Source organism: Paraburkholderia sediminicola (genome assembly GCF_902859805.1).
GTDB lineage: Bacteria > Pseudomonadota > Gammaproteobacteria > Burkholderiales > Burkholderiaceae > Paraburkholderia > Paraburkholderia sediminicola.
On record NZ_CADIKC010000001.1, the window covers coordinates 639515 to 664018 of the forward strand.

Here is a 24504-nt window from a genome sequence, read left to right on the forward strand (position 1 = left end):
GCGCTGGCGTGGACTGACACTGGAAAGTGTCTCACACGCAGCCTCGAACGCGCCGCCTCGCCCGCACTTGAAAAACCCGCCCGCCGCCCCGCATCTGGATTCCCGTTTATCCGGAGCATCGCCATGGGAAGCCGTCCACGCTTCATCGATGACCTATCGCGCGCCGCATCCGACGCCCCCGGGTCCGATCCACTCACCGCTTTATCCGACGACGCCCTGCTCGACGCCTATTCCCGCACCGTGATCGGCGCGCTGGAACGCGTTCAGCAGGCGGTCGCCTTCATTTCCGTCGAACGCCGGCTGCCCGGCGCGCCGTCCGGGCGCGACAGCCGCGGCGCACGCGGCGGTACCGGTTCGGGTTTTCTGTTCACGCCGGACGGCTATCTGCTCACCAACAGCCACGTCGTACACGGCGCCACGCACATCACCGTAACGCTCGCGGACGGCGCGAAATTCGACGCCGATCTGGTCGGCGACGACCCCGGCAGCGATCTGGCCGTGCTGCGCATCGGCTCGCCGGAGCCATTGGCGCACGTTGAACTCGGCGAATCGTCAAAGCTGCGCGTCGGCCAGATCGCGATCGCGGTCGGCAATCCGCTTGGCCTGGCGCAAACCGTGACAACCGGCGTCGTCTCGGCGCTCGGGCGCTCGCTGCGTTCGAATTCGGGCCGCATGATCTACGACGTGATCCAGACAGACGCCGCGCTCAATCCCGGCAATTCGGGCGGCCCGCTGATCAATTCGGCCGGTCAGGTGATCGGCGTGAATACCGCGATCATTCCCGGCGCGCAGGCGATCTGCTTCGCCACCGCGATCGATACGGCCAAGTGGGTCATCATGCAGATCTTCGCGCACGGTCGCGTGCGGCGCGCGTACATCGGCGTGGCCGGCACCACGAGACCGCTGTCGCGTCGCGTGCAGCGCTATTTCGGCCTGAGCTCAGAGAGCGGCGTGCACGTCATGGAAATCGTCAAAAGCAGCCCGGCCGCGCTCGGCGGTCTGCGCACGGATGACACGATCGTCGCGATCGATGCGCTTGCGGTGCAAGACGTCGATAGCCTGCAACGCACGCTCGATGTGTCGCGTATCGACAAGCCGGTCAACGTGACGGTGTTACGTGGCGCGCAACGGCTCGAATTGACCTTGACGCCGGTTGAGCAGATAAGCTGATTCGCTCGACTGGCTGTGGTGGAAAATAGAAAAGGCCTCACGCTCAATTGAACGCGAGGCCTTTTTTCCGCCTGCGGCGCATCCACAAAGATGCGCCGCCCAGATGCCCTTAAACGACCGAAGTCGACCGCTTACTGGATCACCCGCGTCACGCCACGGCCACGCGGATCGGCTGCGGCTTCCGGCGTATCGCCATTGACCTTGATCGCCTGGATGTCGCCGCTGAAATCCTGCCCCTTCAGCACGTAGCCCTTGGCTTCGATCTGCTTGGCGAGTTCGCCGTCGATAGGCTTGTACGGCTCCCAGAAGATCGTGTTCGGCGGCAACAGTTGGTGATGGAAGCGCATCGCGCCAACGGCCTCCTGCAACGGCATGTTGAAGTCATAGACGTTGTTGATCACCTGGAAGATCGACGTGAAAATGCGCGAGCCACCCGGCGTGCCGATCACGAGCGATACCTTGCCGTCCTTCGTCAGAATCGTCGGGCTCATCGACGACAACGGGCGCTTCTTCGGATCAATCGAATTCGCGTCGCTGCCCACCACGCCAAACTGGTTCGCAACACCCGGCTTCGCGGAGAAGTCGTCCATCTCGTCGTTCAGCACGATGCCCGTGCGATCCGCCACCACGCCCGAGCCGAAATAGCCGTTGATGGTGTACGTGTTCGACACCGCGTTACCCCACTTGTCGATCACCGAGAAGTGCGTGGTTTCCGCTTTCTCCGGCATCGTCGTGCCGAGACCCGGCTGCACGCTCTTCGTATCCGACGGCGTATTCGGGTTCACTTCCGCGGCACGTTTCGCGATATACGCGTCGTCAATCAGTTGCGCGACCGGCACCTTGTAGAAGTCCGGATCGCCGAGATACTGCGCACGATCGGCAAATACGCGCTTCTCGATCTCAGCGATCAGGTGCACGTACTGCGCGGAGTTAAGCGTGACGTCCTTGAAGTCGGGCGCAATGTCGGCCTTCATCTTCAGCAACTGCACGAGACCGATACCGCCCGAGCTCGGGGGCGGCGCGGTAATCACGCGATAGCCGTTCCAGTCCGCCTGGATCGGCTGACGCCACACGGCTTTGTACTGTTGCAAATCCGCCTTCGTGATCAGACCGTGACCGCGCATGGACGCGGCGATCAGATCAGCGGTCTTGCCCGAATAGAAGTCTTTCGCACCCTGATCCGAAATGCGCTGCAGCACGGCGGCGAGATCCGGTTGCTTGAAGTTGACGCCCTGCTTCAGGTTGCCGAAGTAGGTATCGAAGTTGGTCTTGCCGGCGAAGTCTTTCGCGGCGTCGTCGCGGCGTTGCTGCAATTGCTCGCTGACTTCGAAGCCGTCGCGCGCGTAATGAATGGCCGGTGCGAGCACCTGCTTCCATTTGAGCTTGCCGAAGCGGCGCTGCGCCTGCCACATGCCGTCGACGGTGCCCGGCACGCCCACGGCCCGATAGCCGAACAGACTCATGCCCTTGATGACCTCGCCCTTGTCGTCGAGGTACATGGTCTTCGTCGCGGCCAGCGGGGCGCGCTCGCGATAGTCGAGGAAGTACGGCTTGCCGTCGACATACAGCGTCATGAAACCGCCGCCGCCGATATTGCCCGCTTCCGGATACGTCACGGCAAGCGTGAAGGCAATCGCGACTGCCGCGTCGACGGCGTTACCACCTTCCTTGAAGATCTGTTCCGCGGCGTCGGCGCTGTACTTGTCGGCGACCGCAATGGCGGACGCCGTGAGAATTGCCGGCTGCGCTTTCGCAGGCTCTTTGGCAAAGGCTGGAGTCGCTTCGAGAAAACCGCTTGAAACAGAGATCAGTGCGACCAGCGCAAGTCCGCTAACGGACGGCTTGGCGTTGTGAAACAACTTCATTGGATATATCCCCCAAGACGACTTCTTCATCTGACGATAACGAAAGCTGCCTTGGGCTTATAACACGCCGATCCGCCAATTGCGAAGCTGTTGCACGCATATGGTGCATGTTGCGGCACACAAAAAACGCCCTGTTTAACGACGCCGATTGACGCGAGTAACCGTGCTCCAATCGGCATCGAGCGCAGTCAGTGCGCCGCACCACGAAATGCAGCGCACCGTGAGTCGAACATTCAGGCGCTACCGCGGCTACCGCGCGCGATTTCGTCGCCGGCGCCTTGCGGCAAGCGCGCGGTCACCGGAATCGACAGGAACGAGAACAGACCGACCACGAGGAACGCCGGCCAGAAGTCGGAGAACACGATCGTCGAATGACCCTGCACGTTATGCGAGATTTGCAGCACGATGCCGGCAATCGTCACGCCGAGCCCCAACGAGATCTGCTGGATCACGCTCGCGACACTCGTCGCGCGGCCAACGTCGCGGCTCGGAATATCCGCATACGCCAAAGTATTCAACGAGGTGAATTGCAAGGACGGGAAGAAACCGCCGAACAGCACTACACACCAGATCAACCAATGCGGCGTACCGGGAAAGAACAGACCGTAGACGGCAATCGCGAGTCCCGCGCAACCGGCATTGAACATCAGCACCGTGCGAAAACCGAACCGTTCGAGAATGCGCGACGCAGCCGCTTTCATAAAGATCGAGCCGAATGCGGACGCGCAGGTAATCGACCCCGACTTGAACGCGGTCATGCCCAGACCTTCCTGCAACGCAAGCGGCAACAGAAACGGCACTGCGCCGAGGCCGATGCGAAACAGCGAGCCACCCACCACGCTCGCGTGAAAACTCGGAATGCGCAGCAGCCGCAAATCGAGCACCGGCAATTCGACCCGATTCGCGTACAGCACGTACACCACCAGCAGCAGCACGCCGATCACGCACATGCTGAGCGATACCGTGTTGGACACCAGTTCGCCGCCTACCAGCGAAAGCCCCAGCATGAACAGCGACGCCCCGCTCGCCGACAACACGAAACCGGTCCAGTCGAGCCGGCCGGGATGCGCTTCACGCACGTTGGCAATATGCTTGTTCGCAAGCCAGATACCCAGCAGGCCGATTGGAATGTTGATGAAGAAGATCAGGCGCCAGTGCAAATAGGTCGTGATAAACCCACCCAGCGGCGGCCCGACTACCGGCCCGAGCAACGCAGGCACTGTCAGATAGTTGACCGCGCGAATGAAGTCCGACTTCGGCACCGAACGGAAAATGATGATGCGCCCCACCGGCACCATCATCGCGCCGCCGATGCCTTGCACGAAGCGCGCAACCACGAAGGTGCCGAGTGACGTGGACGCCGCGCACATCAGCGAGCCGGCCATAAAGACGCCGATTGCCGTGCGAAAAACGGTGCGTGAACCGAAGCGGTCAGCGACCCAGCCGCAAATCGGAATGAAAACGCCGAGGCCGATGACATAAGCCGTCACGGCGAGCTTGAGGGTGATGGGATCGTGGCCGAGATCGCGCGCCAGAACGGGCAGCGACGTCACGATGACCGTGCCGTCTACGTTTTCCATGAACATCGCACACGCGACGATCAGCGGAACGATGAAAGTGCCTAAAGCGAGAGGCATTGGCATGACGACGGGTTGCAAGGCCGTCGGTGTAAAGCTGCGATTATGGCATCGCATCGACAACAGATGTTGTTAAGCGAAGGCTTTTCGTATTCTCGCGGATGACGCGTTGCTATGCGGCGCCCAATAGTTGAGCGCGCAACGAAGCTGAGTTGATTACGAAAAAACAGAAGTGGTAATGAAGAGAAAAACGACGCGATGGTGAGCCGGCATACAACCGGCTCACCATGCCATACAGCGGCAATTCAGGGGCGAGGCTTAACGGTACTTGACGAGACTTAGCGCGATGCACTGACCAGCGGTTGCAGCTGCGGCAGAATTTCGGTACTTGCACGAGCGACGTCGTTCGGGAAGTCGATCTCGATCCACGGCGCGCCGGTCACGTCGGCCGTGTCGAATACCTGGCTGCGCTCCAGCAGCAGGTCGCGTACCGCTTCTTCGTGCGGCATGTTGGCCCGGCCGCTATCCACGTAGCCCGCAACGATCTGCGCGAAACGTTGCGCGGTTTCCTGGCGGAAGCGGAAGAAGCCCACCGATTCGCCGATGGTGTCGTACTCGAGGTTGACGGCGAGCTGCTTGCGCAACTCGACCGGCACGCCGTCTTTCAGGCACAGCTTGACAGGCTCGTCGCCGGCTTCGAAATCGCGGTCGATCAACAGGCGGTTGACCGTCTCGCCCTTCACCAGCGCGCTCAGAATGCGCTCGTCGTAGAGCACGTCGGCGTCCATCAGCAGCACGTCGCCACCGCGCGTGAGCGCCTCGGCCACCGTATGCACCGTCAGCACGCTGCCCAGGTCGTAGCGCGGGTTCAGCACGGTTTCCACTTTATGCGGCCAGTTGATCCGCTCCAGTTCCGCCTGCACCGATTCCGGCTGAAAGCCGAGCGCCAGCACGACGTCGGTCACGCCGGCGGTCTCCAGCATTTGCAGATGCCGTTCGAGCAGGCTCATGCCGTCGAACTGCAACAGGCACTTCGGGAACTGTGCCTGCGGCGGTTGCTGGAGACGCAGGCCGAGGCCCGCTGCGAGGATGATGGCACGCATGCGCAGTCCTTTAAAAAATTCGGAGATTAATCGACAACCGGAACGCGCCCCGTGGCGCGCCGCCGTTGCCAGCTTCGTTCGCTGAAGTGCAAAACCAGTAGTCCAGGCAATGCGAGCAGGATTTCACGTGCGCGCTTGGCGAGCGACAGCGCCAGCGCCGCGTCCGGCGGCAAACCCACGAGCGGCGCGAGCAGCAGATAACCACCTTCCTGCACCCCGAGCGAGCCCGGGATCATGAATGCCGCGCCACGAATCGCCTGGCCGAGACTTTCGAGCAGGAGTGCGTCTACCCAGTCGACCGGATGACCGAGAAAGCGCAGCGCGAGCCACACCTCGACCGTGCCGACAATCCAGCCCACCAGACTCAGTGCGAAGCTTGCCGCGACGCGGCCACGCTCGCGGTAGATCGCCTGCACTGCGGCGTCGACGGCTTCGGCGCGCGTCATGAGCGACGACCAGTCGCGCTTGCCGAACAGCTTCGAGACCACGCCCAGCAAGCGGCCGAACAGGCCGCGCCGCTGCGCATAGTAGAAGCCCGCGATCATCACACCCAGCACGCCGGTGGCAATCAGCGTAGCGGTTCGCAAATCGTGAAGTGCACCGTGGGCGGCGTAAGCGCCGAACAGCAGCAGCCCGAGCAACGCGAAGACGATTTGCGCGACCGCCTGCGCCGTGGTGCTGACGGTGACAGCGGCGGCCGCGTCACGCATGCGCATGCCGCGCTGGGACAGTTGCCGCACCATCACCACCGGGCCGCCGATCTGCCCAGCCGGCAACAGGCTATTCACCGATTCGCCGATCCACCGTGCGAACAATGCGTCGCGCACGGTCGCGTCGTGATGCACGCCGTCACGCTGACGCTGAAACAGCACCGAAATTGCGCCGGCGTCGAGCACCAGCGGAACAAGGTGAAATGCCGCGACGAGCACAAGCCCCCAACCGGCCGCGGCCAGCGCCGAGGCCACGGAGCCGAAACCCTGCCACGCGAGCAGGCCGACAAAAAGCGCCGTCCCGATCGACAGCAGAATCAGGGCCGCGCGTGTCATGCGGGGTCCTTGCGGCGTTTCGTCATCTGACGGAAAACCTGGCGGAAACCGAAGTACGCGATCGCGTCCTTCATGTTCGAGATGAAACGGCGCCACGGCCGCATGTTCGGGTCGGTGACGTATTCGAAGGTGAGCGACACGCGCATTTCGTTTGCGCCGGCCGGCGTGATGCGATGACGCAGCTTGTCGCCATCGAAGAACACCAGGCCGCCCGGCGGAATCTGCACCGAGCCGGGTTGATCCGCCACATCAGGATTACGCGTATGCAATTCGTAATCGAGCCGGCATGACGATTCGTCGATCACGCCGAGCAGCAACGTATAGCGGCGGCCGTCATAGTACGAAGTATCGTAGTGCCAGCCGATGTGGTCGCCGGCCCGCGTGTAGTAGTACAGCGCATAGGCGTGCGGATCGTCCGCGGGCGACACTTGCAGCTTGTCGCCGCTGAGTTGCTCGAGCCAGCCGATCAGCTCCTTCGAGCGATACAGCTCGGCGATGAACGGCGCGAGACCGTCGATCGTATGACGGCTGACGCTGCCGCCCTGCTTGTGGCCCGGCAGATAGTTGCGGTTCACTTCGTCGAGGAGACCGCGCGCGCTCTGCACGAGCTGCGTGGTGACCTCGGGCGCGAGGAAATCTTCCAGATACAGGAACGCGCCCTGATCGGCGAAATCCTTTGAGAGACGGCGTGTGTCGAACGTGCGCGTGCGGCTCGCTACGGCGCGATCGGCATTCGGCGCGGGCGCCGGCACGGGCGCCGGCACGGCCGACGATGCCGGCGAGCGTTCAACTGAATTTGGTGCGATCACGTCGTCTTCGGCGTGCATACTCATTCACTGGCCCACATTTGACTGGTTTCAGACGCCTTGACGGGAGCAACCGCCGAGCGTGCGGCGCGGCGCGCGACGCGCCAGTAATCGACCACTACCCAGACGGCAAAAAGCGGCGCACCGATCGAGGCGACCACAACGAACGGCATCACGACGCTCGTCAGTGTGACGATGGGTAGCAGGTACAGCACGTCTTCGGTTTCAAAACCGCCGACTGCTGCCTGCCTGGTCCCCGCCTTGCCCGCCATCTCCTCGATGCGCATGCGCAGGAAGAAAATCAGCGCGACCGCAACGCCCGCCACGGCGCCCAGCCAGCCAGGCGAAACTTTCAATGAGCCGACATGCGTCGAACCGACACCCATGCCGACGAACAACATGACAGTCACGAGCGCGTCGCACGCCAGATCGTAAAAATGACCGATCCGGCTCGACTTTCCGCCGATGCGCGCAAGTTCGCCATCTGTGTGGTCGACAAAGTTCGACAGCACAATTAGAAAGGCGCCCGCATTGACCCAGGCAAATCCGCCGTGGGCGAGACAGAGCGCGCCGGCAAGCCCGATCAGCAGGCGCAGCGTGGTCAGATGGTTCGGCGTAACCCACGTGTTGACGAGCGGCGTGACTAGTCGGCGGGCAAGCCTCGCATCCCATGTTCTGGGGGCCGGAACGTTAATTGGAATTGATGGTCGCGAATTCATAACCCGGAAATATATACGGGATCGTAAAAGCTTGCTTCCTTCCTTAACGTTTTCTTAAGCGCTCATTGTTGCCGATACGTGTCAGGCGCCGGGCAAGATATGCCGAATCACGTTAAAGTGCGAATCCAGTTGCGCCTGTCACGCCCGATTAGTTCGATGCGCAATGTCTTTTCGAGGTCCGGCGCATGGCCGTCACCCGTTGCGAACTCACTACATCGAACGCGGGCCGCTATTCACGTATATGAAACGCTTCTTTTCGTCCGTACTCCTTGCGCTGGCCGCCGCCGCGCTGCCGCTCAGCAGTCATGCTGCCGCTCTCGACGCGCCGCTCACCTGCAATGAGAGCGGTCATCAGTTCATTGCCGATCTCGCCCAGCAGCAGTTGATCGATCCGAAGCCAATGCGGGTCGAAAGCAACTCCATCAATGCGTTTTCGCCGGCGCAGGGTGCCGACCTGACCGCATTTGGCTTTCACATTTTCGCGGTGGTTGGCTACGAAAAAGACGATCCGATGTTCCGCGTCGGCGACGGTGAACCCGTGGCCCGCTCTGCCTATGGCGTTGTCGTGTTCGGCGGCGAATCCAAGGTCCAGGCTGCGCTCACCGAGGCCGGCAGCACAGCGATCGTGCATCGGGTCGCGCCGCTCGTGACGGCGATTTTCTGCAAGCGGAGTTGAGGCGGCGGAAATGGCCGATCGGAAGGTGTGGGGCCGGCGTTTTACGCGTTATAATTTGTGCAGATGGATTTTTCGGGGCCCGCAAGGGCGTCTATCTGCCTCCTGGTCAAACAGGATCCAGCCGTGCTGGTTACGTCGGTCATACCGATCAAGCGCACCCGCGAAGTTATGAGGCCCCCACGTGGGGCCTCACCTGTTTCCGGCACGCGGTTTTCGGTTAAACCTGGCTGAGATTCGGATCGCGGATCGCCTCTCCTCTCAATATTTTTGCCGCCATCACGCGAAAGCGCACGATGCTCCGCCGGTTGCGCGGGATTCCTGCCTTTCCCTTGCTGATGTCGCGTATGTAGGCGCTCTCGATCACAAGCCGCAACGCGCTCGCCCCCGCCCGGCGCAGGCGAAAAAACACTTCATATTCGACCGGCTCGCCGTGATGCGTGATGTCTTCGATCACGAGCCAGTTCGAATGGCCCGTGAAGTAGCAATGCCGCTCACTCAACTGCGCGACGATCGCAGGTAGTCGAAGCGACCAATGGTGTCTGTCAAAGCAGAACGCACGGGCAACATGCCGATGGTCGAGAATCTTGCGTGCATTGCCGAGCGTATCGAAATCCAGCCGCTCACCAGGCACCGGCCCAAACGACACGCAATGGGACGTGTATTCGACATGAACGGTTGCCGTCGCCGCGGGAAACTTCGCAGAAGCGGGAATGGCAAGCGTGAAAGCGCTAGCGAGCAGATGCGACAAGCCATATCGGACGCTTGCCACGTCGATATAGCCTTGTCGCAAAATCGAAATCCACTTCATACGCCAGCCGAGGGGGAAACCGAAAATTATCGCGAGATTCCCCCTCTCCGGCGCCTCAGCCAGATGGCCAATGCCACCTCTTTTACCCCACTCGCCCCCTACAGCTTGATCCCTGCCGGGTCCGCCGTCAGATACCCCACGGTCGCGCCGAAGCGGTCCTTGTAGTTCGCCCGCACGAGCGGATCGAGCGTCGATTGGACCTTGTCGTGCAACGGACTTTCCCAATCGCCGACATGCTGGAAGTTGCTCATCACGTATGTCCAGCCGTTGATTTCATCGACCGCGTGCAGGCCCGTCGACTCCGCGCCCGCAGGACACGACAACACACGTGCGAGCGTCCTGGTATCGACGTTATAAGCCCACAGAAAATTGTTGACGTGCATGCCGCTGTCTTCGCCGATAAAGAGTGTGCGCAGCTTCTCCGAAAACTTGAGGTTGTCCGGATTGGCGATACGCTCCGGGTTCGCCGTGTTGCCAAGCACGTCGGCGGCCGGCAGATCCTCGCCGACCAGCGCAGCCGGTGCGGACATATCGACCGGCACCCAATCGCTGTTGATCGCGCCGCCGCTGCGGTCGCGCTGGCCGCCCTTCATGTTCAGCGCGTAGACCGCGCCGGCGTTGATGGCTTTGTCGACGGCGACATCGGTCGATGCGGCATGACCGCGCACCATCGATTTCTCGATGCGTGACATCGCCGAATACAGCACCTTGTCCTTGATATTGACTGTCGTACCTTCGAGCTTTGTGAAACCCATGCTGCCGCCCGCCAACGCTGCGTAGCGATGCGTTTCGAGGAAAGTTGCCGCCTTGGTCATGCCCGATTTGACACGCACCCAGTTGAAAGTGCCGTTGTAGTTGATCTTCGTGTAGGTCGAATCGACTGGGTCCCTGGTCGCAACGTCCATGATGTCGCTCGCGCTCAACTGGTTGGCGAGCGCCTCGATTTCGTCGCTGGTCGCGTGGCCCAGATTGATCCAGGAAAGCGTTGCCGTGCCCGCGCCGCTCGACGACACCTGCGTCCACTTTGCGACATACAGCGTGCCCGCCGACAGATCGGTCTCGCGATCGGCGATGAACATGAAGAGGCCGCCGTTGGTCGCGTCGTCGCCCATCAATACGGTGCGCTTATCCGGCATGACCTGAATCAGTTCGTGCGAGATGCGGCCGAGGCAGTAGTGTTTCCTGATCGTGCCGGTGCCGTCGGGATTGACGGTCACTTCCGGCAGATGGCCATAGTGATAGGGATTGGCGGTAGTTTCGTCACCGTAAAGGCTGCGGCTGAAGCCCTTGAACTGACTGTTGGTCGCGATCGTCGCGGCGTCCGGCTCGTACTCTTCGCTCGACAGATGCGTGTTCCACGGCGACAGGCTCGCTCCGCAGGTGATCCACAAGCCATGCGCCTTCGACGTATCGACATTGTGATAGCCCACCAGCGTGAGCTTACCGGTGGCCGGATCCTGATCGAGCGTGAGCACGGCGATCGGCGACGGCAACTGGCCATACATCGACTTCAGACTCTGATCGCGGGTCGTGTATTCGAACTGCACGACGGCGAATACCGCATTGCCCTTGAGGCCCTTCACCGTGGGCTTGTCGAGACGAATCAGCGAACTGCCGTCCGGGCAGTCCGAATAGAACTGGCGCTCTTTGCCCGCTACCGATTTATCGATGATCGGCTGATTGTTGATATCGAAGTAGCCGCCGGCCAGGATCGTGCCGCCCTTGATGTTCGGCACCATGTCGCCGGTCACGAAAAACGGCTGGTACGCGAGCTTGAACGTACGGCTGCTGCCGTCGCTCAGTTGCACCGAGAGCGTCGAGCCGACCGTGGTTTTCGCCATCGCGGCGGGGTCCGCCAGCGTCGGCGCGGCCATGCCGCTGAATGCCGCGGAGACGAAGTTGGCCACCGGCTTGACCGGCGTCGCCGCCAGCCCGTCGCCTCCGCCGCCGCACGCGGTCAGCATCGACGCCGTTGCCAGGCCGCCTAACGGCAACATCGGCGCACCGGCGAGGAGTTTCAGGGCCTTGCGGCGGGAAAGGTCGAACGGCTCTGCCATGTTGTCGTGATCCAGGGTTTGGGTAGTGTGGGTGAATGCACAGCCGGCACGCACTCAGACCCAAAACCGCATGGTTCACGCTCGCGCCGCTATGACGCGAGGATTCTATGAAGTGAATGTGAAAGTATATTGACAGGCTTTAGTAATGTTAAATTCAGCTGTTCGTTAGCTGAAACCTGTCGCCGCCGATCTAGCCCGGACGGCGAAATTCGTTTTCGACCCACGCAGCGGCGCTCGCCTTGCTCAGCTTGAAGTTCGGCGCGACCTGCACTTGCGCGAGCTGTTCGCCGAACGTATCGAGCGCCGTCAACAGCGCGTACGGTTCGTCTTCGTCGGGAACGATGTCGAGCGTGATGTCGAGTTCATCATTGCCATCCGCGCTGGCCACGCGCACTTCTTTGTGCAACTGAGCGCGCAACTGCTGCTCATGGCGGCGCAATACTTCAGATGCGGTTTTCACCAGCGTGTTGAACGCCGACGTGTCGAGCGGCTTCGGATCTTTCTTGTTGCGACCCATCGTCCACGGGCCGACGAGCGCCGGTTCCGCTTCGCCGTCTTTAATCATGGCGACGGCCCAGCCTTCGTCGTCTTCATTCTTGATTACGCGCGCGGTCCAGCCGTCATCGCGCCATAGACGCGCTTCGTGCTGGGTTTCGGGCAGCGCTTCTTCCAGATGATCGAGCGGGGTTTCGTGGATTTCGGACGCGCCTTCCGTCGGGGAGTCAGCAGCGGTGTCGGACGATGGAAGGGGGGAATTGGTCATTACAGGTTTACTCACGTTCGCGGGGCGGAAACACAACTCAAGCCTGCGATTCTACCCGCCCCACACCCGCCGAACGTGGCCCTCTGACGAACGGACAAGCCAGGCCACACTCTTCGTCAATCGAAATAGTGCATTTCGCTATTCGTGAGAACTTATAAACCGATTATAAAACGTTCGAAAAAAACGCGGCCCGAAAGCCGCGTATAAAGAGATGAAAAAGACACCCCTGGTCAGGGGGTGAAACGAATTGTAGAACTGTAATTCACCGGGATAGAACACACGAATTGGAAGAGTCCATTGCAGAAATCAGAATGATTCTAAAATCAGGCAACAACACGCTCAAATCCTTACTGAATATGACATGGCACGGCGTCGCGATCGAGCAACACCAATAATTTGACGAACAATTACAACGCCATCGCGCACGAATATTTTTTTCTTTATTTACCCGCACTTACACAACTCCTAATCCGCTATTTCGAATTAGAAAATGCATTGTTGCGCCATACACGTTTAAAGATATAAATAGCAGGCATACACTTCGCAGCGGATCGTCAGGCAGCCGGAGCAATCGGCTGCAGCACTGGAATGCGATTCTCTACGCACTGTCCCGGAGTTATCTAAACATGAAAAAAACCCTCATCGCAGCAGGCCTCATGGGCGCGTTCGCCATCACCGCTCACGCACAAAGCAGCGTTACGTTGTACGGCACGCTGGACGCCGGTCTCGTCTATTCGAACAACCAGGGCGGCCACAGCAACTGGCAACAAGGCAGCGGTTCGGTATCGAACACCTACTTCGGCCTGCGCGGCAGCGAAGACCTTGGCGGCGGTCTGCACGCCATCTTCACGTTGGAAAACGGCTTCAATCTGAACAACGGCCAGGATTCGGAAAACGGCACGATGTTCAATCGTCAGGCGTTCGTCGGTCTGAAGAGCGATCAATACGGTGCGTTGACGCTCGGCCGTCAGTACGACTCCGTGGTCGATTACCTCGCGCCGCTGTCCGAAGCGGGCGCGGGCTTCGGCAACAATCTCGCCGCTCACCCGTTCGATAACGATAACCTGGACAACTCGTTCTCTATCAAGAACGCCGTGAAGTACACGAGCGCGAACTACGCCGGCCTGAAGTTCGGCGGCCTGTACGGCTTCAGCAATTCGGCCGGCCAGTTCTCGAACAACCGCGCATGGAGCGCCGGTGCTTCGTACGACAACGGTCCGCTGAGCGTGGCTGCCGCTTACCTGCAACTGAACAACTCGGGTAGCTCGAACCTGAGCGGCGCAGTCTCGCAAGGCGACGGCACCGCCGCCGTCGCGGCGAACCTGCAACGCACGTTCGGTGCGGGCATCAACTACACGTACGGCCCGGCGACGGCTGGCTTCGTGTACACGCATACGCAACTGGACGGCATCACGGGCGTGGACGTCGGCGGCGCGACGCTGCCGGGTGTGGCAGGCACCAACCTGCATCTGGACAACTACGAGTTGAACGGCAAGTACGCACTGACGCCGGCACTGAGCCTCGCGGCTTCCTACACGTTCACCGACGGCAAGATGTCGGGTTCGAACGGCTCGGGCGATCCGAAGTGGCACACGGTATCGCTGCAAGGCGACTACTCGCTGAGCAAGCGTACCGACGTGTATGTTGAAGGCGTGTATCAGCACGCAACGGGCGAACTGGGCAACTTCGGTGCGAACGTGGCGGCGATCAACACGCTGGCGCCGTCGTCGACCGGCAACCAGGTTGCTGCGGCTGTCGGCCTGCGTCACCGCTTCTAAGTTTTCCCGCTGGCTCGTGCAGAACGGTGTACCAGGCCGCTCTGCAACTCAATCTGCGCGTGGCACGATCACGCGCAGGTTTTTTTCATAGTGCTTACGTTCTTACGTTTCGACGTAGCGATAGTGACGGCGCACGCATGCCGTGGGTATACTGAGGCCGGCTGCCTTCCTTGCCGTAACGTCGTTGCGGTTGAACGGCTGCTTCGTCGCGAAGCATGACGTTGCGTTCAATCGCGTTGCGCTTCGCCCGCGCCCCAAGTTCCCGTGCACGATCGGGGACGCCGACGATCGGACCATGAAAAGACTTCTCCTGCTTGCCCCCGCTGCTGCCCTCACTGCTTTTCTCGCTGCCTGCGGTTCCAGCGGCCCCACCCGCGACGCGTCCCAGCCGATGATTTACGTGTCTTCGCAACGCGCCCCTGCTTATATCGCCGATTGCCTCGAAAGCAAGCTGTCACGCGTGCGCATGTCGCGCGTCGGCGACGCGACCGAGATCGCTGTCGGCTCCGATTCGAACAACTCGTATTTCGTCACGCTGACGCCGAACAACGCGGGTTCGGTCATCAAGGTGATGCATCCTGCGAATGCGCCGGACGACCCGCCTGAACCGGAAATGCGCGTCGATATTGCGCGCTGTGCGACCTGAGTTTCGGGTCACCCGGCTGCGTTGTTAAGGAGCACGCTGAGGACCACACCGAAGGCCACGCCGATCCGCGATTTTTTATCTCGCGCGTCGGCTATTTTTTTATCTGCTCATCTGCGAACATAGCCGCCCCTTGGCTTTTATCCGGCGCGCTGCGCCGTGAGGTTCGATGGCATCCAACAAAGCACATCACGCGACTGGGTTTGCGGCTGGCGTTATCGCGGCGGCGGTTGTCGCGCGCGTCGGCGGCGGTGGTTCGTTTCATATCGGCGTGTTGTTGAGTTTCGTCGCCGGAGTGGCGGGGAGTACGGCGCCGGACTGGCTGGAGGTGGCGTGGTGGTCACGCGCGCGACGGCTGTGGATTACGCATCGTACGTTGACGCATTGGGGTGTGGGGTGGGTCGCGTTGCTCGTGGGTTCCTATCATTGGCTTGGGCATTCGATTTATGCGGGCGCGGTGTTTGGGTTTGCCTGCGGGGGGTTGATGCATTTGTTGGCCGATTGGCCGAATCCTTTGGGGGTGCCGTGGATCGCTGCTCGGCATTCCTTGAATCTTTGGAATAGTGGGCATTGTGATTTGATTGTTGTTGCGGCTTCGTGGGTCGCCGCGTGGTTTGTTAGTGAGCATGTCTGGTTGCATGGGGTTTCGGTTTTCAGGTTTTTTAGAGTTGGGTAGGGGGTTGGGTTTTTGTGCCTGCGCGGCGCTTTTTGTCTGTGTTCTTGGGGCTTTGGCCTTTCCTTGTTTTGTTAGTGGTCTATTAGCGTTGCCCCTGTGCGGGGCGGCACCTACTTTTCTTTGCCTGCCGCAAAGAAAAGTAGGCAAAAGAAAGCGGCTCAAACCACTCCTGCTAAGTGGGGGCCGTGGTCTGCTGCGGGTAGTGGTGCGACTGGAATCTGGGTCTGTGCACCTGCATGCGCCGGTGACAAGGGCGTCATTCTTCCGGCGGCGCTGCGCGCGGCGAAGCGTTGTTCTTAAACCCCTTGGTGTGCTCTATCGCCGCTTCGCGGCGGCGTAGTTGGCAGGGGTCATGCCCATCAATCGCACGAATGCTCGGGTCATGTGGCTCTGGTCCGCAAACCCCGCTGAGGTTGCGGCGTCTGCCAATGTCGTGCCGCGTGCGATCAGTTGTCTCGCAAGCATTACCCTGCGCTGCATCCTGTATGCGTGCGGTGGTAATCCCATCTCATGCGCAAAGCCCCGTAGCAGCTGGAAGCGGCTCATGCCGGCGTCCGTGGCAAGGTCAGTTAGTGTGAGTGGTGATGATGGGTCGTCGTCGATGCGTGCTCTCGCTCGTGCAATCGGATTCAACGTCTGTGACACCCTCGGATGCGTGTGCGTCGTCGCGTGAGTTCGAAGTAGGTACCCAAGCAACTCCAGCATCGTCTCCTCCCGGATCAAGTCGTCCGGCACGGATTGCACTTCCACCGATACTGTGAACAGGCGCTCGAATAACACCTTCAGTAACGGGTCGTGGACCACCGGTTGAGTTAGTTCGATCTCGTGTGTGGTCACGCCACCTAACTCGATCGCGGCGTCGCTTAGCATCGACGGCTCGAAATACAGCATGCGCCATGCGCGTCCGCGCTCGTCGAGTGGGCTGCCGTCGTGTACCTCCCCCGGGTTCACCATGATCGCGTCATTCGCTCGTGCTTCTACTACGCCGCGGCCGCTTGATGATCGGTGTCCGCCGGTAACGATCACGCCCACGCCGAAGCGGTCGTGTGAATGGCGCGGAAACGAATGCGCGGTTTCAGCCACCGTCGCTTCGACGCCGGCAATCGCGCAGCGAGGCATGTGAACGCGGCCGCGTGACATGGGACGCCGCTCAGAAGTTAAGGAGCGTTCCGCGCGGCACAACACGCGGCGGTGTGCACGCTGAATCACGCAGCGAGCTGTATGGAGATCGCCAGGGCGCCTCGCGCGCCAGTCCACGCGGCAAAGTGCGAGATGACGCGTGAGCCAACCCGTTCATCGACCGCCCCCCTCTTCCGTGCCCGTGCGCTCGCCCTCGCGAATCTTGCCTTGCGATACGCTGCTGCCCGGTGGCACGCTGTGCGTCAGCCACACATTGCCGCCGATCACCGAGCCGCGCCCGATCGTCACGCGGCCAAGAATCGTCGCGCCGGCGTAAATCACGACGTCGTCTTCAACGATCGGATGGCGCGCGTTGCCCTTGACGAGCGTGCCATCTACATCCGCCGCGAAGCTCTTCGCGCCGAGCGTTACGGCCTGGTAGACACGCACGCGCTCGCCGATGATCGCGGTCTCGCCGATCACAACGCCCGTGCCGTGGTCGATAAAGAAACTTGGGCCGATAGTCGCGCCCGGGTGAATGTCGATGCCGGTCGCCGAGTGCGCGATCTCGTTGATGAAGCGCGCGAGCAAGGGCACGCCAAGGCGGTGCAGCGCGTGCGCAAGACGATGGTGCGTCATTGCCCACACGCCCGGATAACACAGCAGAATTTCAGTGATGTGCTGCGCAGCCGGGTCGCCGGTGAACGCGGCCTGAATATCGCTCACCAGCAACGCGCGAATACCGGGCAACTGCGTGCCGAACTCGCGCGCGACGTTGAACGCACGCTCCTTCAGATCCGCATCGGGCGTTTCGCCGAACTCGGGCAAAAAGCGCAAGGCGCGGCGAATCTGTTCGGCTAGCAATCGCAACGTGCTTTCGAGCGTGTGGCCGACGTAGTAGTCGACGGTTTCGTCAGTTAGATCGGGGGCGCCGTAGTGCGTGGGAAACAGCGCCGCGCGCAAGCCGGTGACAATCGCGATGACCGCCTCGCGCGACGGCAGCTCGCGAATGCCGAGCGGATGCCGCGTGCGATGCAATTCTTCACGCGACGCGCGCAGGTCCGCGACGATCTGTTCGAGACCCCAGTTGTGGGCAGGCACATTAGGCATAAAAGGACAGCGCCGCGCGATAGGCGCGGTTCAGAGTGATTGTCCCAAGAGATTACCGCGTTTTGCCGCGGCTCGCGTAACGTCGCGCTGCTGCCCGGTATGCCGGTCCGCGCGTGGCGGATGCGCTTCAGATAGTCACGCTGCTCGCATCGATCCAGCGCACGGCCCAGTCGCGCGCGTGCGCGATGGCGGTGGCCTCGTCAGGGAAACGCAAGTCGGTGGGGAAAAAACGGTTGGCGACCAGTTCGCCGTCGCTCGAGCGGGAGATGACCACATAAGGTTGCCAAGTTCCATCGCCCGCGCGCGCCGGCGCGCAATTCAGCAAGTAGCCGCGATGTGTGAATGCAGCATCGAAATGCATGTGTCACCCGCCCTGACGGCCCCGTAAGATGTTTTGAGTAGCGCGCGTCTGTTCGTTGCCGGCTATGTAAAAAACGGCCGGACGCATGTCGCCGATTTAACCGCGCTTCGCTCGTCGGAGTAAGATCATACTCTGTAGAAAATAGGCGTCCATTAAAAAAAACGAAAAGAATCGCGGACGCAATCGTCACGTGAAATGCCCGCATATGTCATTGCACATAAACCGCGAGGCAACCGCGGTACAACTCACGCACACAAAGAGGTTGTGCGAGGCGGAACGGGTTTTGCTGCACTTCAACCATGTCCTCTTCAATGGAGAATGCATGATGAACAGCGATATCAACAAGCCGGCAGATGCTGGCAAGCAGCCGCGCACCACCGGCCCGAGCACAACGGAACTGCATAACGACCGCACGCACGACAGCACGGTCGACACCGACGGCAAGAATCTCGAGGCTGCCCGCATAGCCGGCCACAGCCCGATCTCGCCGGACGAAATCACCACGACTAACGCGACCTTGATCAACAGCGTGCCCGAGGCGCATGACGGCATGGCCGGCTTCGACAGCAGGGTTGGCGGCAATCATCTGCTGCTGGCGCTCGAGCCGGGCTGCACGGTCATCGACAAAGGCATGGTCGAACCGCAAGGCGTCGACTCAGAAGATGATCTGTTCGATGACCCGCGCCCGATCCGCAGCCGCCGCGAACGTGGCCGCATGCATTTCGCCCTCAATCATCTGCGTCCCACTCGTGTAATTGAATTACATCGAACGAAATAACTATTCGCGCGGCGCGTATTTGTTTGAAATATGCCGCTCACACCGATTAATCAGTCCATTCCAAAGCGCGCACCGTTTGAATGACGGTGCGCGTTTCGCTACGGATTAGAAACTCAGGGTTGCAGGACCTGCAAGCCGAACGGGCTTTTTCCGCCCGTCAAACGCCGACACAATCGACTGCACGTCCAATACCAAACGGAGCAGCAGATGAAAAAGATTGTCGTAATAGGCGCAACGGGCACGGTCGGCCACGCAGTGAGCGCAGCATTGAAAGCACGCCATGAAGTCATCGAAGTGGGGGCGACGCGCGGCCAGTATCGCGTGGACAGCACCGACCCGGCCAGCATCGCGCGGCTCTTCGGCGAGATTGGTCAAGTCGACGGCATTGTCACCACCACCGGCAAGCTGCATTTCGGCCCGCTGCCGGAAATGACCGTCGAGCAATTCTGGGTCGGCCTGCGCGACAAGCTGATGGGTCAGATCAATGTGGTGCTCGGCGCCCAGCAGTACGTGAACGACGGCGGTTCGTTCACGCTGACGAGCGGCATTGTCGGCGACGAACCGATTCGCGAAGGCGCGAATGCAACCACGGTCAATCTGGCCCTGGAAGGTTTCGTGCGCGGCGCCGCGATCGAATTGCCGCGCGGCATCCGCATCAACGTGGTGAGCCCGACCGTACTCACCGAAGCGCTCGGTGCTTATGCGCCCTACTTCCGCGGCTTCGAGCCGGTCACCGCCGAACGCGCCGCGCAGGCCTATCTGCGCAGCGTGGAAGGCGCGCAAACGGGCCGTGTGTATCGCGTGGGGTATTGAGCCTTCAGCAAGCTCAGTGAATCTCCGGCTCGCCGCTTGCATCCGCCCGCGCGCCGCCGCGCTGCAGGAAATCGAAGTCGCAGCCTTTATTCGCCTGCAGCACGTGTGCCTGATGCAAGGCGCCATAGCCGCGCGTAAAGCGCGGCTCGGGTCTGACCCAGGCAGCCCTGCGGCGCGCCAGTTCTTCCTCCGCTACGAGCATATTGAGCTTGCGCCGCGGCACGTCCAGTTCGATCACGTCGCCGCTTTGCACCAGCGCAAGCGGGCCGCCGACAAACGACTCCGGCGCGACGTGCAACACGCACGCACCGTAGCTCGTCCCGCTCATCCGCGCATCCGAGATACGCACCATATCGCGTACGCCCTTTTGCAGCAGTTTCCGCGGGATCGGCAGTTGCCCCCACTCGGGCATGCCAGGCGCGCCCACCGGTCCCGCGTGCTGCAGCACGATCACGCAGGTTTCGTCGATGTCGAGCGCTTCGTCGTCGATGCGCGCGGCCATGTCGTTGTAGTCCTTGAACACCACGGCGCGGCCGGTGTGCACGAGCAAACGCGGCTCGGCGGCGCCAGGTTTGATCACAGCGCCGTCGGGCGCGAGATTGCCGCGCAGCACCGCGAGGCCGTTATTGGGCAGGAGCGGGGCGCTGCGGCGGCGGATCACTTCGTCGTTGAAAATCGTCGCGCCTTCAAGGTTCTCGCCGAGCGTGCGGCCATTCACCGTTTTCTGCGAGCGATCGATCAGATCGCCCAGTTCGGCGAGCATGGCCGGCAAACCGCCTGCGTAGAAAAAGTCCTCCATCAGATACGCACCGGTCGGACGAATGTTCGCCAGCACCGGCGTGCGGCGCGAGATGTCGTCATAGCGATCGAGCGTCAGTTCGATACCGGCTCGACGTGCGAGCGCGATCATATGCACGATCGCGTTGGTCGAACCAGAGAGCGCGAGGCAGGTAGTCACCGCGTTATCGATCGAACCGGCGGTGATCAGGTCGGATGGCTTCAGGTCCTCCCACACCATCTCGACGATACGCATCCCGGTTTTCGCCGCCATCTGCGCGTGCCGCGAATCCACTGCGGGAATGGAGGCAAAACCTGGTAGCGTAAAGCCGAGCGCTTCAGCGGCGCTCGTCATCGTCGACGCGGTGCCCATTGTCATGCAATGCCCCGGCGAGCGCGCAATGCCGCCTTCGATTCCTTGCCAGTCCGCTTCGGTGATCGTGCCCGCGCGCAACTCGGCCCAATATTTCCAGCTGTCCGATCCGGAACCCAGCGTCACGCCATTCCAGTTGCCGCGCAGCATCGGACCGGCCGGCAGAAAGATCGCCGGCAGATCCATCGAGATCGCGCCCATTAGCAAGGCGGGCGTGGTCTTGTCGCAACCGCCCATCAGCACGACGCCATCGGCGGGATACGAGCGCAGCGTCTCCTCGGCTTCCATGGCGAGGAAGTTGCGATAGAGCATCGTGGTGGGCTTCTGGAACGGTTCGGCGAGCGTCTGCACGGGCAACTCGACCGGAAAGCCGCCTGCCTGCCAGATGCCGCGTTTCACTTCCTCGACACGTTGCTTGAAATGCGTGTGGCAGGTATTGATCTCGCTCCATGTGTTGAGGATCGCGATCACCGGCTTGCCCGCGTATTCCTCGCGGCTATAGCCCATTTGCGCGGTACGCGAGCGGTGACCGAACGAGCGCAGATCGTTTAAGCCGTACCAGCGGTGGCTGCGCAGTTCTTCGGGTTTCTTTCTCTTCGTCAACGTCTTTGCTCCTTCACGCGCGACACGATCTGCGTCGGGCTGACGAATTGCAGCGCGATCAGCACCCAGATCAATGTGATCGCCATGTAGATCATGGCCATTGCATCGATCGATTGAGGCGCACGCACGCCGGTTGAAAATACAGCGTAGTACAAGGCGACCACGAGCGTTTGCGTCGCGGGGCCCGCTGTAAAGAATGTCAGCTCAAACATGCCGATCGTGCGCACCAGCACGAGCAGCCCGGCCGCCAGCATGCCGGGCACCAGCAGGGGTAGGAGCACATAGCGGAAATAGCGAAACGTGTTCGCGCCGAAAATGCGCGCCGCCGCTTCGAGATTGGGATCGATCTGTTCGATGAACGGCGTCATCACCAGAATCACAAACGGCAGCGCCGGCACGAGGTTCGCCAGAATCACACCGCTCAACGTGCCCGCGAGGCCGACTTTGTACATCACGGTTGCCATCGGAATGCCGTATGTCACGGGCGGCACCATCAGGGGCAACAGGAAAATCAGCATCGCCATGCGCTTGCCGCGAAACTGCACGCGGGCGAGCGCGTACGCAGCGGGCACGCCGAGCACAACCGACAACACCACCACCGCGCCCACCACTTCGACGGTGACCCACAACACGCTCGCCAGCTGAAAATCGCTCCACGCCTGCGCGTACCAATGCAGCGTGAAGCCTTGCGGCAACAAGGTGCCGAACCAGCGGGTCGCCAGCGAATTCACCGCGACGGTCGCAATCAGCAACACCACGTTGACGAGAAAGAACACCATCGCGCCCCACACCAGCACCTGCCAGATGCGGCCCGGCACGCTGGCGCGCTGCTTCACGCGCTTGCTGGGTTGCTGGGCGCCGTCGTTGTTTTCCTTCGACGCGGACCACGAAGGAGGCGCGGCGTGGTGATCGCTGGCCATCAGCCTTTGCCTCCCGTCACCGGACCGCTGTAGAAGAAGCGGCGCGCGCCGAGCATCGCGGCAACCACCAGCAGTTGCACGAAACCCATCACCATCGCGATCGCCGAAGCAAGCGAATAGTCGTAGCTTTCGAACGCGGCTTCGGCCGCGGCGATCGACATTACGCGTGTCGGCCCCGCAGGCGCGCCCAGCAGCACCGCCGATGGAAACACCGAGAATGCCTGCACGAACGATAAACAGGCGGCCATCGTTAAACCAGGCACCAGAAGCGGCAAATAGATCCGCCTGAACTGCTGCCACGGGCTCGCGCCGAGCGTGGCGGCCGCGCTCGCGAGCGTCGGATCGATGCCGGTCACGTAGGAGAGCGTCAACAGAAACGCGAACGGAAAACCCGACACGATCAGCGAGATCAGCACGCCCCAGAAGTTATGCGTCAGACGCACTTCATTGGTGTAAAGATGCAAGCCTTGCAATGCCTGCGGAAACCAGCCGTTCGGGCCAAAGTACGTGAGCATGCCGTCGGCGATCAGCACGGTGCCGAGCGTGACAGGAATCACCAGCAGCGTCGTGACGAGCTTCTGATAGGGCGAATTGCGACGCAGCGCGAACGCCACCGGAACCGACACGCCGACATTAATCAGCGTCGCGGGCACGGCGAGCTTGAGCGTAACGAGAATGGTCGGCCACATCGACGTGTCGGTGAAGAACGTCAGATAGTTGGCCCACAGGCCGCCGCCGTTCATCGGCCGGAACGACAGCACTAAACCATACGCAAACGGATAGATGAACAACGCCACGATGAAAATCAAAGCCGGCGCGACCAGCCACGCCTTGGCATCGCGCGGGGCGAGCGGCGGCGACAGCGTCGGCGTGTTCAAGCAGCCTCTCCGTCATAGACGAGCGTACGTGACGGCGGCACGCGCAGCCTGATGCGCTCGCCCTCTTCAAATTCACCCGCGATACGCACCCACAAGTCGCCGAACGCGGTCTTCACCCGCAGCAGCGAATCGTGCCCACCATATTCCACGGTGCTCACCAATGCGTCGAAGGCGTTTTCCGTGCCCGGTTCTGCACGCTCCATATCCTCAGGGCGTAGCGCAACGCTCACACGCTTGCTGTTGAAACCGGCCATCGGCGTGCCTATCAGACGCACACCATTCGCGCTCACCGCGACCCCATCGCCTTGCGTGCCTTCGAGCATGAATTCGGCTACGTTCCGATAGCCCATGAAACGCGCAACGTGCAAATTCTGCGGCCGCGTGTAGACCTCTTTCGGCGTGCCAACCTGCTGCACCACGCCCTCTTTCATCACGACGATGCGATCGGCCATGGAAAGCGCTTCGTCCTGATCGTGCGTCACGTAGAGCGTTGCGCGTTCGAGCTGACTATGGATGCGACGAATCTCAGCACGCATTTCGATGCGCAGCTTCGTATCGAGATTCGACAGCGGTTCATCCATCAGAATCAGCGGCGGTTCGATCACGATCGCCCGCGCAATTGCCACGCGCTGCTGCTGACCGCCCGACAGTTGTCCGGGCAGCTTGCGCTCATGACCGACCAGTTGTACGAGCTGCAATGCCTCGCGCGCCCGGCGCATGGCCTCGCTCCTGCCGACGCCGCGCATCTTCAAGCCGAAGCCGACGTTATCCAGCACGCTCATATGCGGAAACAACGCGTAGTTCTGGAACACCATGCCAAAGCCGCGCTTTTCCGGCGGCAGCACGTCGATGCGTTTATCGTCGAGCCAGATGCCGCCGCCGCTCAAAGGCTGCAGGCCGGCAATGCAATTGAGCGCCGTCGATTTGCCGCAACCCGAAGGTCCGAGCAACGCAATGAACTCGCCACGCCGGATATTCAGATCGAGCCCTTGCAGCGCCGCGACCGCCTGGCCCTCCGCGTTCGTGAAACTGCGGCTCACCGAATCGAGCCGCAACTGCTCAAAGTGATGCTTCATGGCGGTTTC

The 24504-nt window shown here is 61.3% G+C and carries 23 protein-coding genes; 7 read left to right on the forward strand and 16 right to left on the reverse strand.

Going from position 1 to position 24504, the window contains the following annotated elements; all coding sequences use genetic code 11:
• Positions 1-123 precede the first annotated feature (123 nt).
• Entirely contained in the window at positions 124-1170 is a 1047-nt protein-coding gene (locus R8871_RS02790; RefSeq protein ID WP_175048937.1) for a S1C family serine protease, read from the forward strand.
• Positions 1171-1301: 131 nt separating this feature from the next.
• Here R8871_RS02790 and ggt read toward each other — a convergent pair whose 3' ends face one another.
• From ggt to R8871_RS02820, 6 genes are all read right to left on the reverse strand, one after another.
• Positions 1302-3035 carry a gamma-glutamyltransferase gene (ggt, locus tag R8871_RS02795; RefSeq protein WP_175048938.1) on the reverse strand — a complete coding sequence of 578 codons (1734 nt, stop codon included), beginning with the start codon at positions 3033-3035 and terminating at the stop codon, positions 1302-1304.
• Positions 3036-3268: 233 nt separating this feature from the next.
• The gene (locus tag R8871_RS02800) at positions 3269-4672 is read right to left on the reverse strand and encodes an MFS transporter (RefSeq protein WP_175048939.1); all 1404 of its coding nucleotides are present in this window, start codon (positions 4670-4672) and stop codon (positions 3269-3271) included.
• Between the two features lie 278 nt (positions 4673-4950).
• Positions 4951-5715, reverse strand: a complete 765-nt coding sequence (locus R8871_RS02805; protein ID WP_175048940.1) for a phosphocholine cytidylyltransferase family protein — start codon at positions 5713-5715, stop codon at positions 4951-4953.
• A 26-nt stretch (positions 5716-5741) separates the two neighbouring features.
• Entirely contained in the window at positions 5742-6761 is a 1020-nt protein-coding gene (locus R8871_RS02810) for a flippase-like domain-containing protein (RefSeq protein ID WP_175048941.1), read from the reverse strand.
• Entirely contained in the window at positions 6758-7594 is an 837-nt protein-coding gene (locus R8871_RS02815) for a HalD/BesD family halogenase (protein ID WP_175048942.1), read from the reverse strand. Before R8871_RS02815 ends, R8871_RS02810 begins: the two co-directional genes overlap by 4 nt.
• On the reverse strand, positions 7591-8286 hold the full coding sequence (locus tag R8871_RS02820; RefSeq protein ID WP_175048943.1) for a CDP-alcohol phosphatidyltransferase family protein: 696 nt from the start codon (positions 8284-8286) through the stop codon (positions 7591-7593). The genes R8871_RS02815 and R8871_RS02820 overlap by 4 nt, the downstream gene beginning before the upstream one ends.
• A gap of 241 nt (positions 8287-8527) precedes the next feature.
• Between R8871_RS02820 and R8871_RS02825 the strand changes: the two genes are divergently transcribed.
• Positions 8528-8962: a hypothetical protein gene (locus R8871_RS02825; RefSeq protein WP_175049960.1), complete on the forward strand. Its 435-nt coding sequence runs from the start codon at positions 8528-8530 to the stop codon at positions 8960-8962.
• Between the two features lie 217 nt (positions 8963-9179).
• Here the strand turns inward: R8871_RS02825 and R8871_RS02830 are convergent, their stop codons facing one another.
• The 3 genes from R8871_RS02830 to R8871_RS02840 form a co-directional block, all read right to left on the reverse strand.
• Positions 9180-9770 (reverse strand): hypothetical protein, encoded by a 591-nt coding sequence (locus R8871_RS02830; protein ID WP_175048944.1) that lies wholly within the window; start codon positions 9768-9770, stop codon positions 9180-9182.
• Between the two features lie 98 nt (positions 9771-9868).
• Positions 9869-11827, reverse strand: coding sequence for a PhoX family protein (locus tag R8871_RS02835; RefSeq protein WP_175048945.1), 1959 nt, complete (start codon positions 11825-11827; stop codon positions 9869-9871).
• Positions 11828-12017: 190 nt separating this feature from the next.
• Positions 12018-12590, reverse strand: coding sequence for a hypothetical protein (locus R8871_RS02840; RefSeq protein ID WP_175048946.1), 573 nt, complete (start codon positions 12588-12590; stop codon positions 12018-12020).
• Between the two features lie 626 nt (positions 12591-13216).
• Here R8871_RS02840 and R8871_RS02845 point away from each other — a divergent pair.
• From R8871_RS02845 to R8871_RS02855, 3 genes are all read left to right on the forward strand, one after another.
• A complete protein-coding gene (locus tag R8871_RS02845; protein ID WP_175048947.1) occupies positions 13217-14368 on the forward strand; it encodes a porin in 1152 nt (383 codons plus the stop codon).
• Positions 14369-14663: 295 nt separating this feature from the next.
• Entirely contained in the window at positions 14664-15014 is a 351-nt protein-coding gene (locus tag R8871_RS02850; RefSeq protein ID WP_175048948.1) for a sugar ABC transporter ATPase, read from the forward strand.
• Between the two features lie 166 nt (positions 15015-15180).
• The gene (locus tag R8871_RS02855) at positions 15181-15687 is read left to right on the forward strand and encodes a metal-dependent hydrolase (RefSeq protein ID WP_175048949.1); all 507 of its coding nucleotides are present in this window, start codon (positions 15181-15183) and stop codon (positions 15685-15687) included.
• Positions 15688-16002: 315 nt separating this feature from the next.
• Here R8871_RS02855 and R8871_RS02860 read toward each other — a convergent pair whose 3' ends face one another.
• The 3 genes from R8871_RS02860 to R8871_RS02870 all read right to left on the reverse strand — a co-directional run bounded on the left by R8871_RS02860 (position 16003) and on the right by R8871_RS02870 (position 18277).
• Positions 16003-16827 (reverse strand): helix-turn-helix transcriptional regulator, encoded by an 825-nt coding sequence (locus R8871_RS02860; protein ID WP_175048950.1) that lies wholly within the window; start codon positions 16825-16827, stop codon positions 16003-16005.
• Positions 16828-16980: 153 nt separating this feature from the next.
• Positions 16981-17916, reverse strand: a complete 936-nt coding sequence (epsC, locus tag R8871_RS02865) for a serine O-acetyltransferase EpsC (protein WP_175048951.1) — start codon at positions 17914-17916, stop codon at positions 16981-16983.
• Between the two features lie 127 nt (positions 17917-18043).
• Positions 18044-18277: a hypothetical protein gene (locus tag R8871_RS02870; protein WP_063498620.1), complete on the reverse strand. Its 234-nt coding sequence runs from the start codon at positions 18275-18277 to the stop codon at positions 18044-18046.
• A gap of 325 nt (positions 18278-18602) precedes the next feature.
• Between R8871_RS02870 and R8871_RS02875 the strand changes: the two genes are divergently transcribed.
• Both R8871_RS02875 and R8871_RS02880 read left to right on the forward strand, forming a co-directional pair.
• Positions 18603-19055 (forward strand): DUF3005 domain-containing protein, encoded by a 453-nt coding sequence (locus R8871_RS02875; protein WP_175049961.1) that lies wholly within the window; start codon positions 18603-18605, stop codon positions 19053-19055.
• A gap of 207 nt (positions 19056-19262) precedes the next feature.
• Complete coding sequence (locus R8871_RS02880) at positions 19263-19868, forward strand: short chain dehydrogenase (RefSeq protein WP_175048952.1); 606 nt, start codon at positions 19263-19265, stop codon at positions 19866-19868.
• Positions 19869-19881: 13 nt separating this feature from the next.
• Here R8871_RS02880 and araD read toward each other — a convergent pair whose 3' ends face one another.
• Genes araD through R8871_RS02900 form a run of 4 tightly spaced genes read right to left on the reverse strand, consistent with a single transcriptional unit; the run spans position 19882 to position 24495 of the window.
• Positions 19882-21621: an L-arabinonate dehydratase gene (gene araD, locus R8871_RS02885; RefSeq protein ID WP_175048953.1), complete on the reverse strand. Its 1740-nt coding sequence runs from the start codon at positions 21619-21621 to the stop codon at positions 19882-19884.
• The gene (locus tag R8871_RS02890) at positions 21618-22541 is read right to left on the reverse strand and encodes an ABC transporter permease (protein WP_175048954.1); all 924 of its coding nucleotides are present in this window, start codon (positions 22539-22541) and stop codon (positions 21618-21620) included. The genes araD and R8871_RS02890 overlap by 4 nt, the downstream gene beginning before the upstream one ends.
• Entirely contained in the window at positions 22541-23419 is an 879-nt protein-coding gene (locus R8871_RS02895) for an ABC transporter permease (RefSeq protein ID WP_175048955.1), read from the reverse strand. The genes R8871_RS02890 and R8871_RS02895 overlap by 1 nt, the downstream gene beginning before the upstream one ends.
• Positions 23416-24495 carry an ABC transporter ATP-binding protein gene (locus R8871_RS02900; protein ID WP_175048956.1) on the reverse strand — a complete coding sequence of 360 codons (1080 nt, stop codon included), beginning with the start codon at positions 24493-24495 and terminating at the stop codon, positions 23416-23418. The genes R8871_RS02895 and R8871_RS02900 overlap by 4 nt, the downstream gene beginning before the upstream one ends.
• Positions 24496-24504 lie beyond the last annotated feature (9 nt).

Bases quoted from the DNA above. Each gene is read 5' to 3' on its own strand.
- R8871_RS02835 (WP_175048945.1), bottom strand. From the start codon at position 11,827: ATGGCAGAGCCGTTCGACCTTTCCCGCCGCAAGGCCCTGAAACTCCTC.
- R8871_RS02845 (WP_175048947.1), top strand. From the start codon at position 13,217: ATGAAAAAAACCCTCATCGCAGCAGGCCTCATGGGCGCGTTCGCCATC.
- R8871_RS02820 (WP_175048943.1), bottom strand. From the start codon at position 8,286: ATGAATTCGCGACCATCAATTCCAATTAACGTTCCGGCCCCCAGAACA.
- R8871_RS02900 (WP_175048956.1), bottom strand. From the start codon at position 24,495: ATGAAGCATCACTTTGAGCAGTTGCGGCTCGATTCGGTGAGCCGCAGT.
- ggt (WP_175048938.1), bottom strand. From the start codon at position 3,035: ATGAAGTTGTTTCACAACGCCAAGCCGTCCGTTAGCGGACTTGCGCTG.
- R8871_RS02860 (WP_175048950.1), bottom strand. From the start codon at position 16,827: ATGTCACGCGGCCGCGTTCACATGCCTCGCTGCGCGATTGCCGGCGTC.
- R8871_RS02790 (WP_175048937.1), top strand. From the start codon at position 124: ATGGGAAGCCGTCCACGCTTCATCGATGACCTATCGCGCGCCGCATCC.
- R8871_RS02870 (WP_063498620.1), bottom strand. From the start codon at position 18,277: ATGCATTTCGATGCTGCATTCACACATCGCGGCTACTTGCTGAATTGC.
- R8871_RS02875 (WP_175049961.1), top strand. From the start codon at position 18,603: ATGAACAGCGATATCAACAAGCCGGCAGATGCTGGCAAGCAGCCGCGC.
- R8871_RS02850 (WP_175048948.1), top strand. From the start codon at position 14,664: ATGAAAAGACTTCTCCTGCTTGCCCCCGCTGCTGCCCTCACTGCTTTT.
- epsC (WP_175048951.1), bottom strand. From the start codon at position 17,916: ATGCCTAATGTGCCTGCCCACAACTGGGGTCTCGAACAGATCGTCGCG.
- R8871_RS02805 (WP_175048940.1), bottom strand. From the start codon at position 5,715: ATGCGTGCCATCATCCTCGCAGCGGGCCTCGGCCTGCGTCTCCAGCAA.
- R8871_RS02800 (WP_175048939.1), bottom strand. From the start codon at position 4,672: ATGCCTCTCGCTTTAGGCACTTTCATCGTTCCGCTGATCGTCGCGTGT.
- R8871_RS02840 (WP_175048946.1), bottom strand. From the start codon at position 12,590: ATGACCAATTCCCCCCTTCCATCGTCCGACACCGCTGCTGACTCCCCG.
- R8871_RS02890 (WP_175048954.1), bottom strand. From the start codon at position 22,541: ATGGCCAGCGATCACCACGCCGCGCCTCCTTCGTGGTCCGCGTCGAAG.
- R8871_RS02815 (WP_175048942.1), bottom strand. From the start codon at position 7,594: ATGAGTATGCACGCCGAAGACGACGTGATCGCACCAAATTCAGTTGAA.
- R8871_RS02825 (WP_175049960.1), top strand. From the start codon at position 8,528: ATGAAACGCTTCTTTTCGTCCGTACTCCTTGCGCTGGCCGCCGCCGCG.
- R8871_RS02880 (WP_175048952.1), top strand. From the start codon at position 19,263: ATGAAAAAGATTGTCGTAATAGGCGCAACGGGCACGGTCGGCCACGCA.
- R8871_RS02810 (WP_175048941.1), bottom strand. From the start codon at position 6,761: ATGACACGCGCGGCCCTGATTCTGCTGTCGATCGGGACGGCGCTTTTT.
- R8871_RS02855 (WP_175048949.1), top strand. From the start codon at position 15,181: ATGGCATCCAACAAAGCACATCACGCGACTGGGTTTGCGGCTGGCGTT.
- R8871_RS02830 (WP_175048944.1), bottom strand. From the start codon at position 9,770: ATGAAGTGGATTTCGATTTTGCGACAAGGCTATATCGACGTGGCAAGC.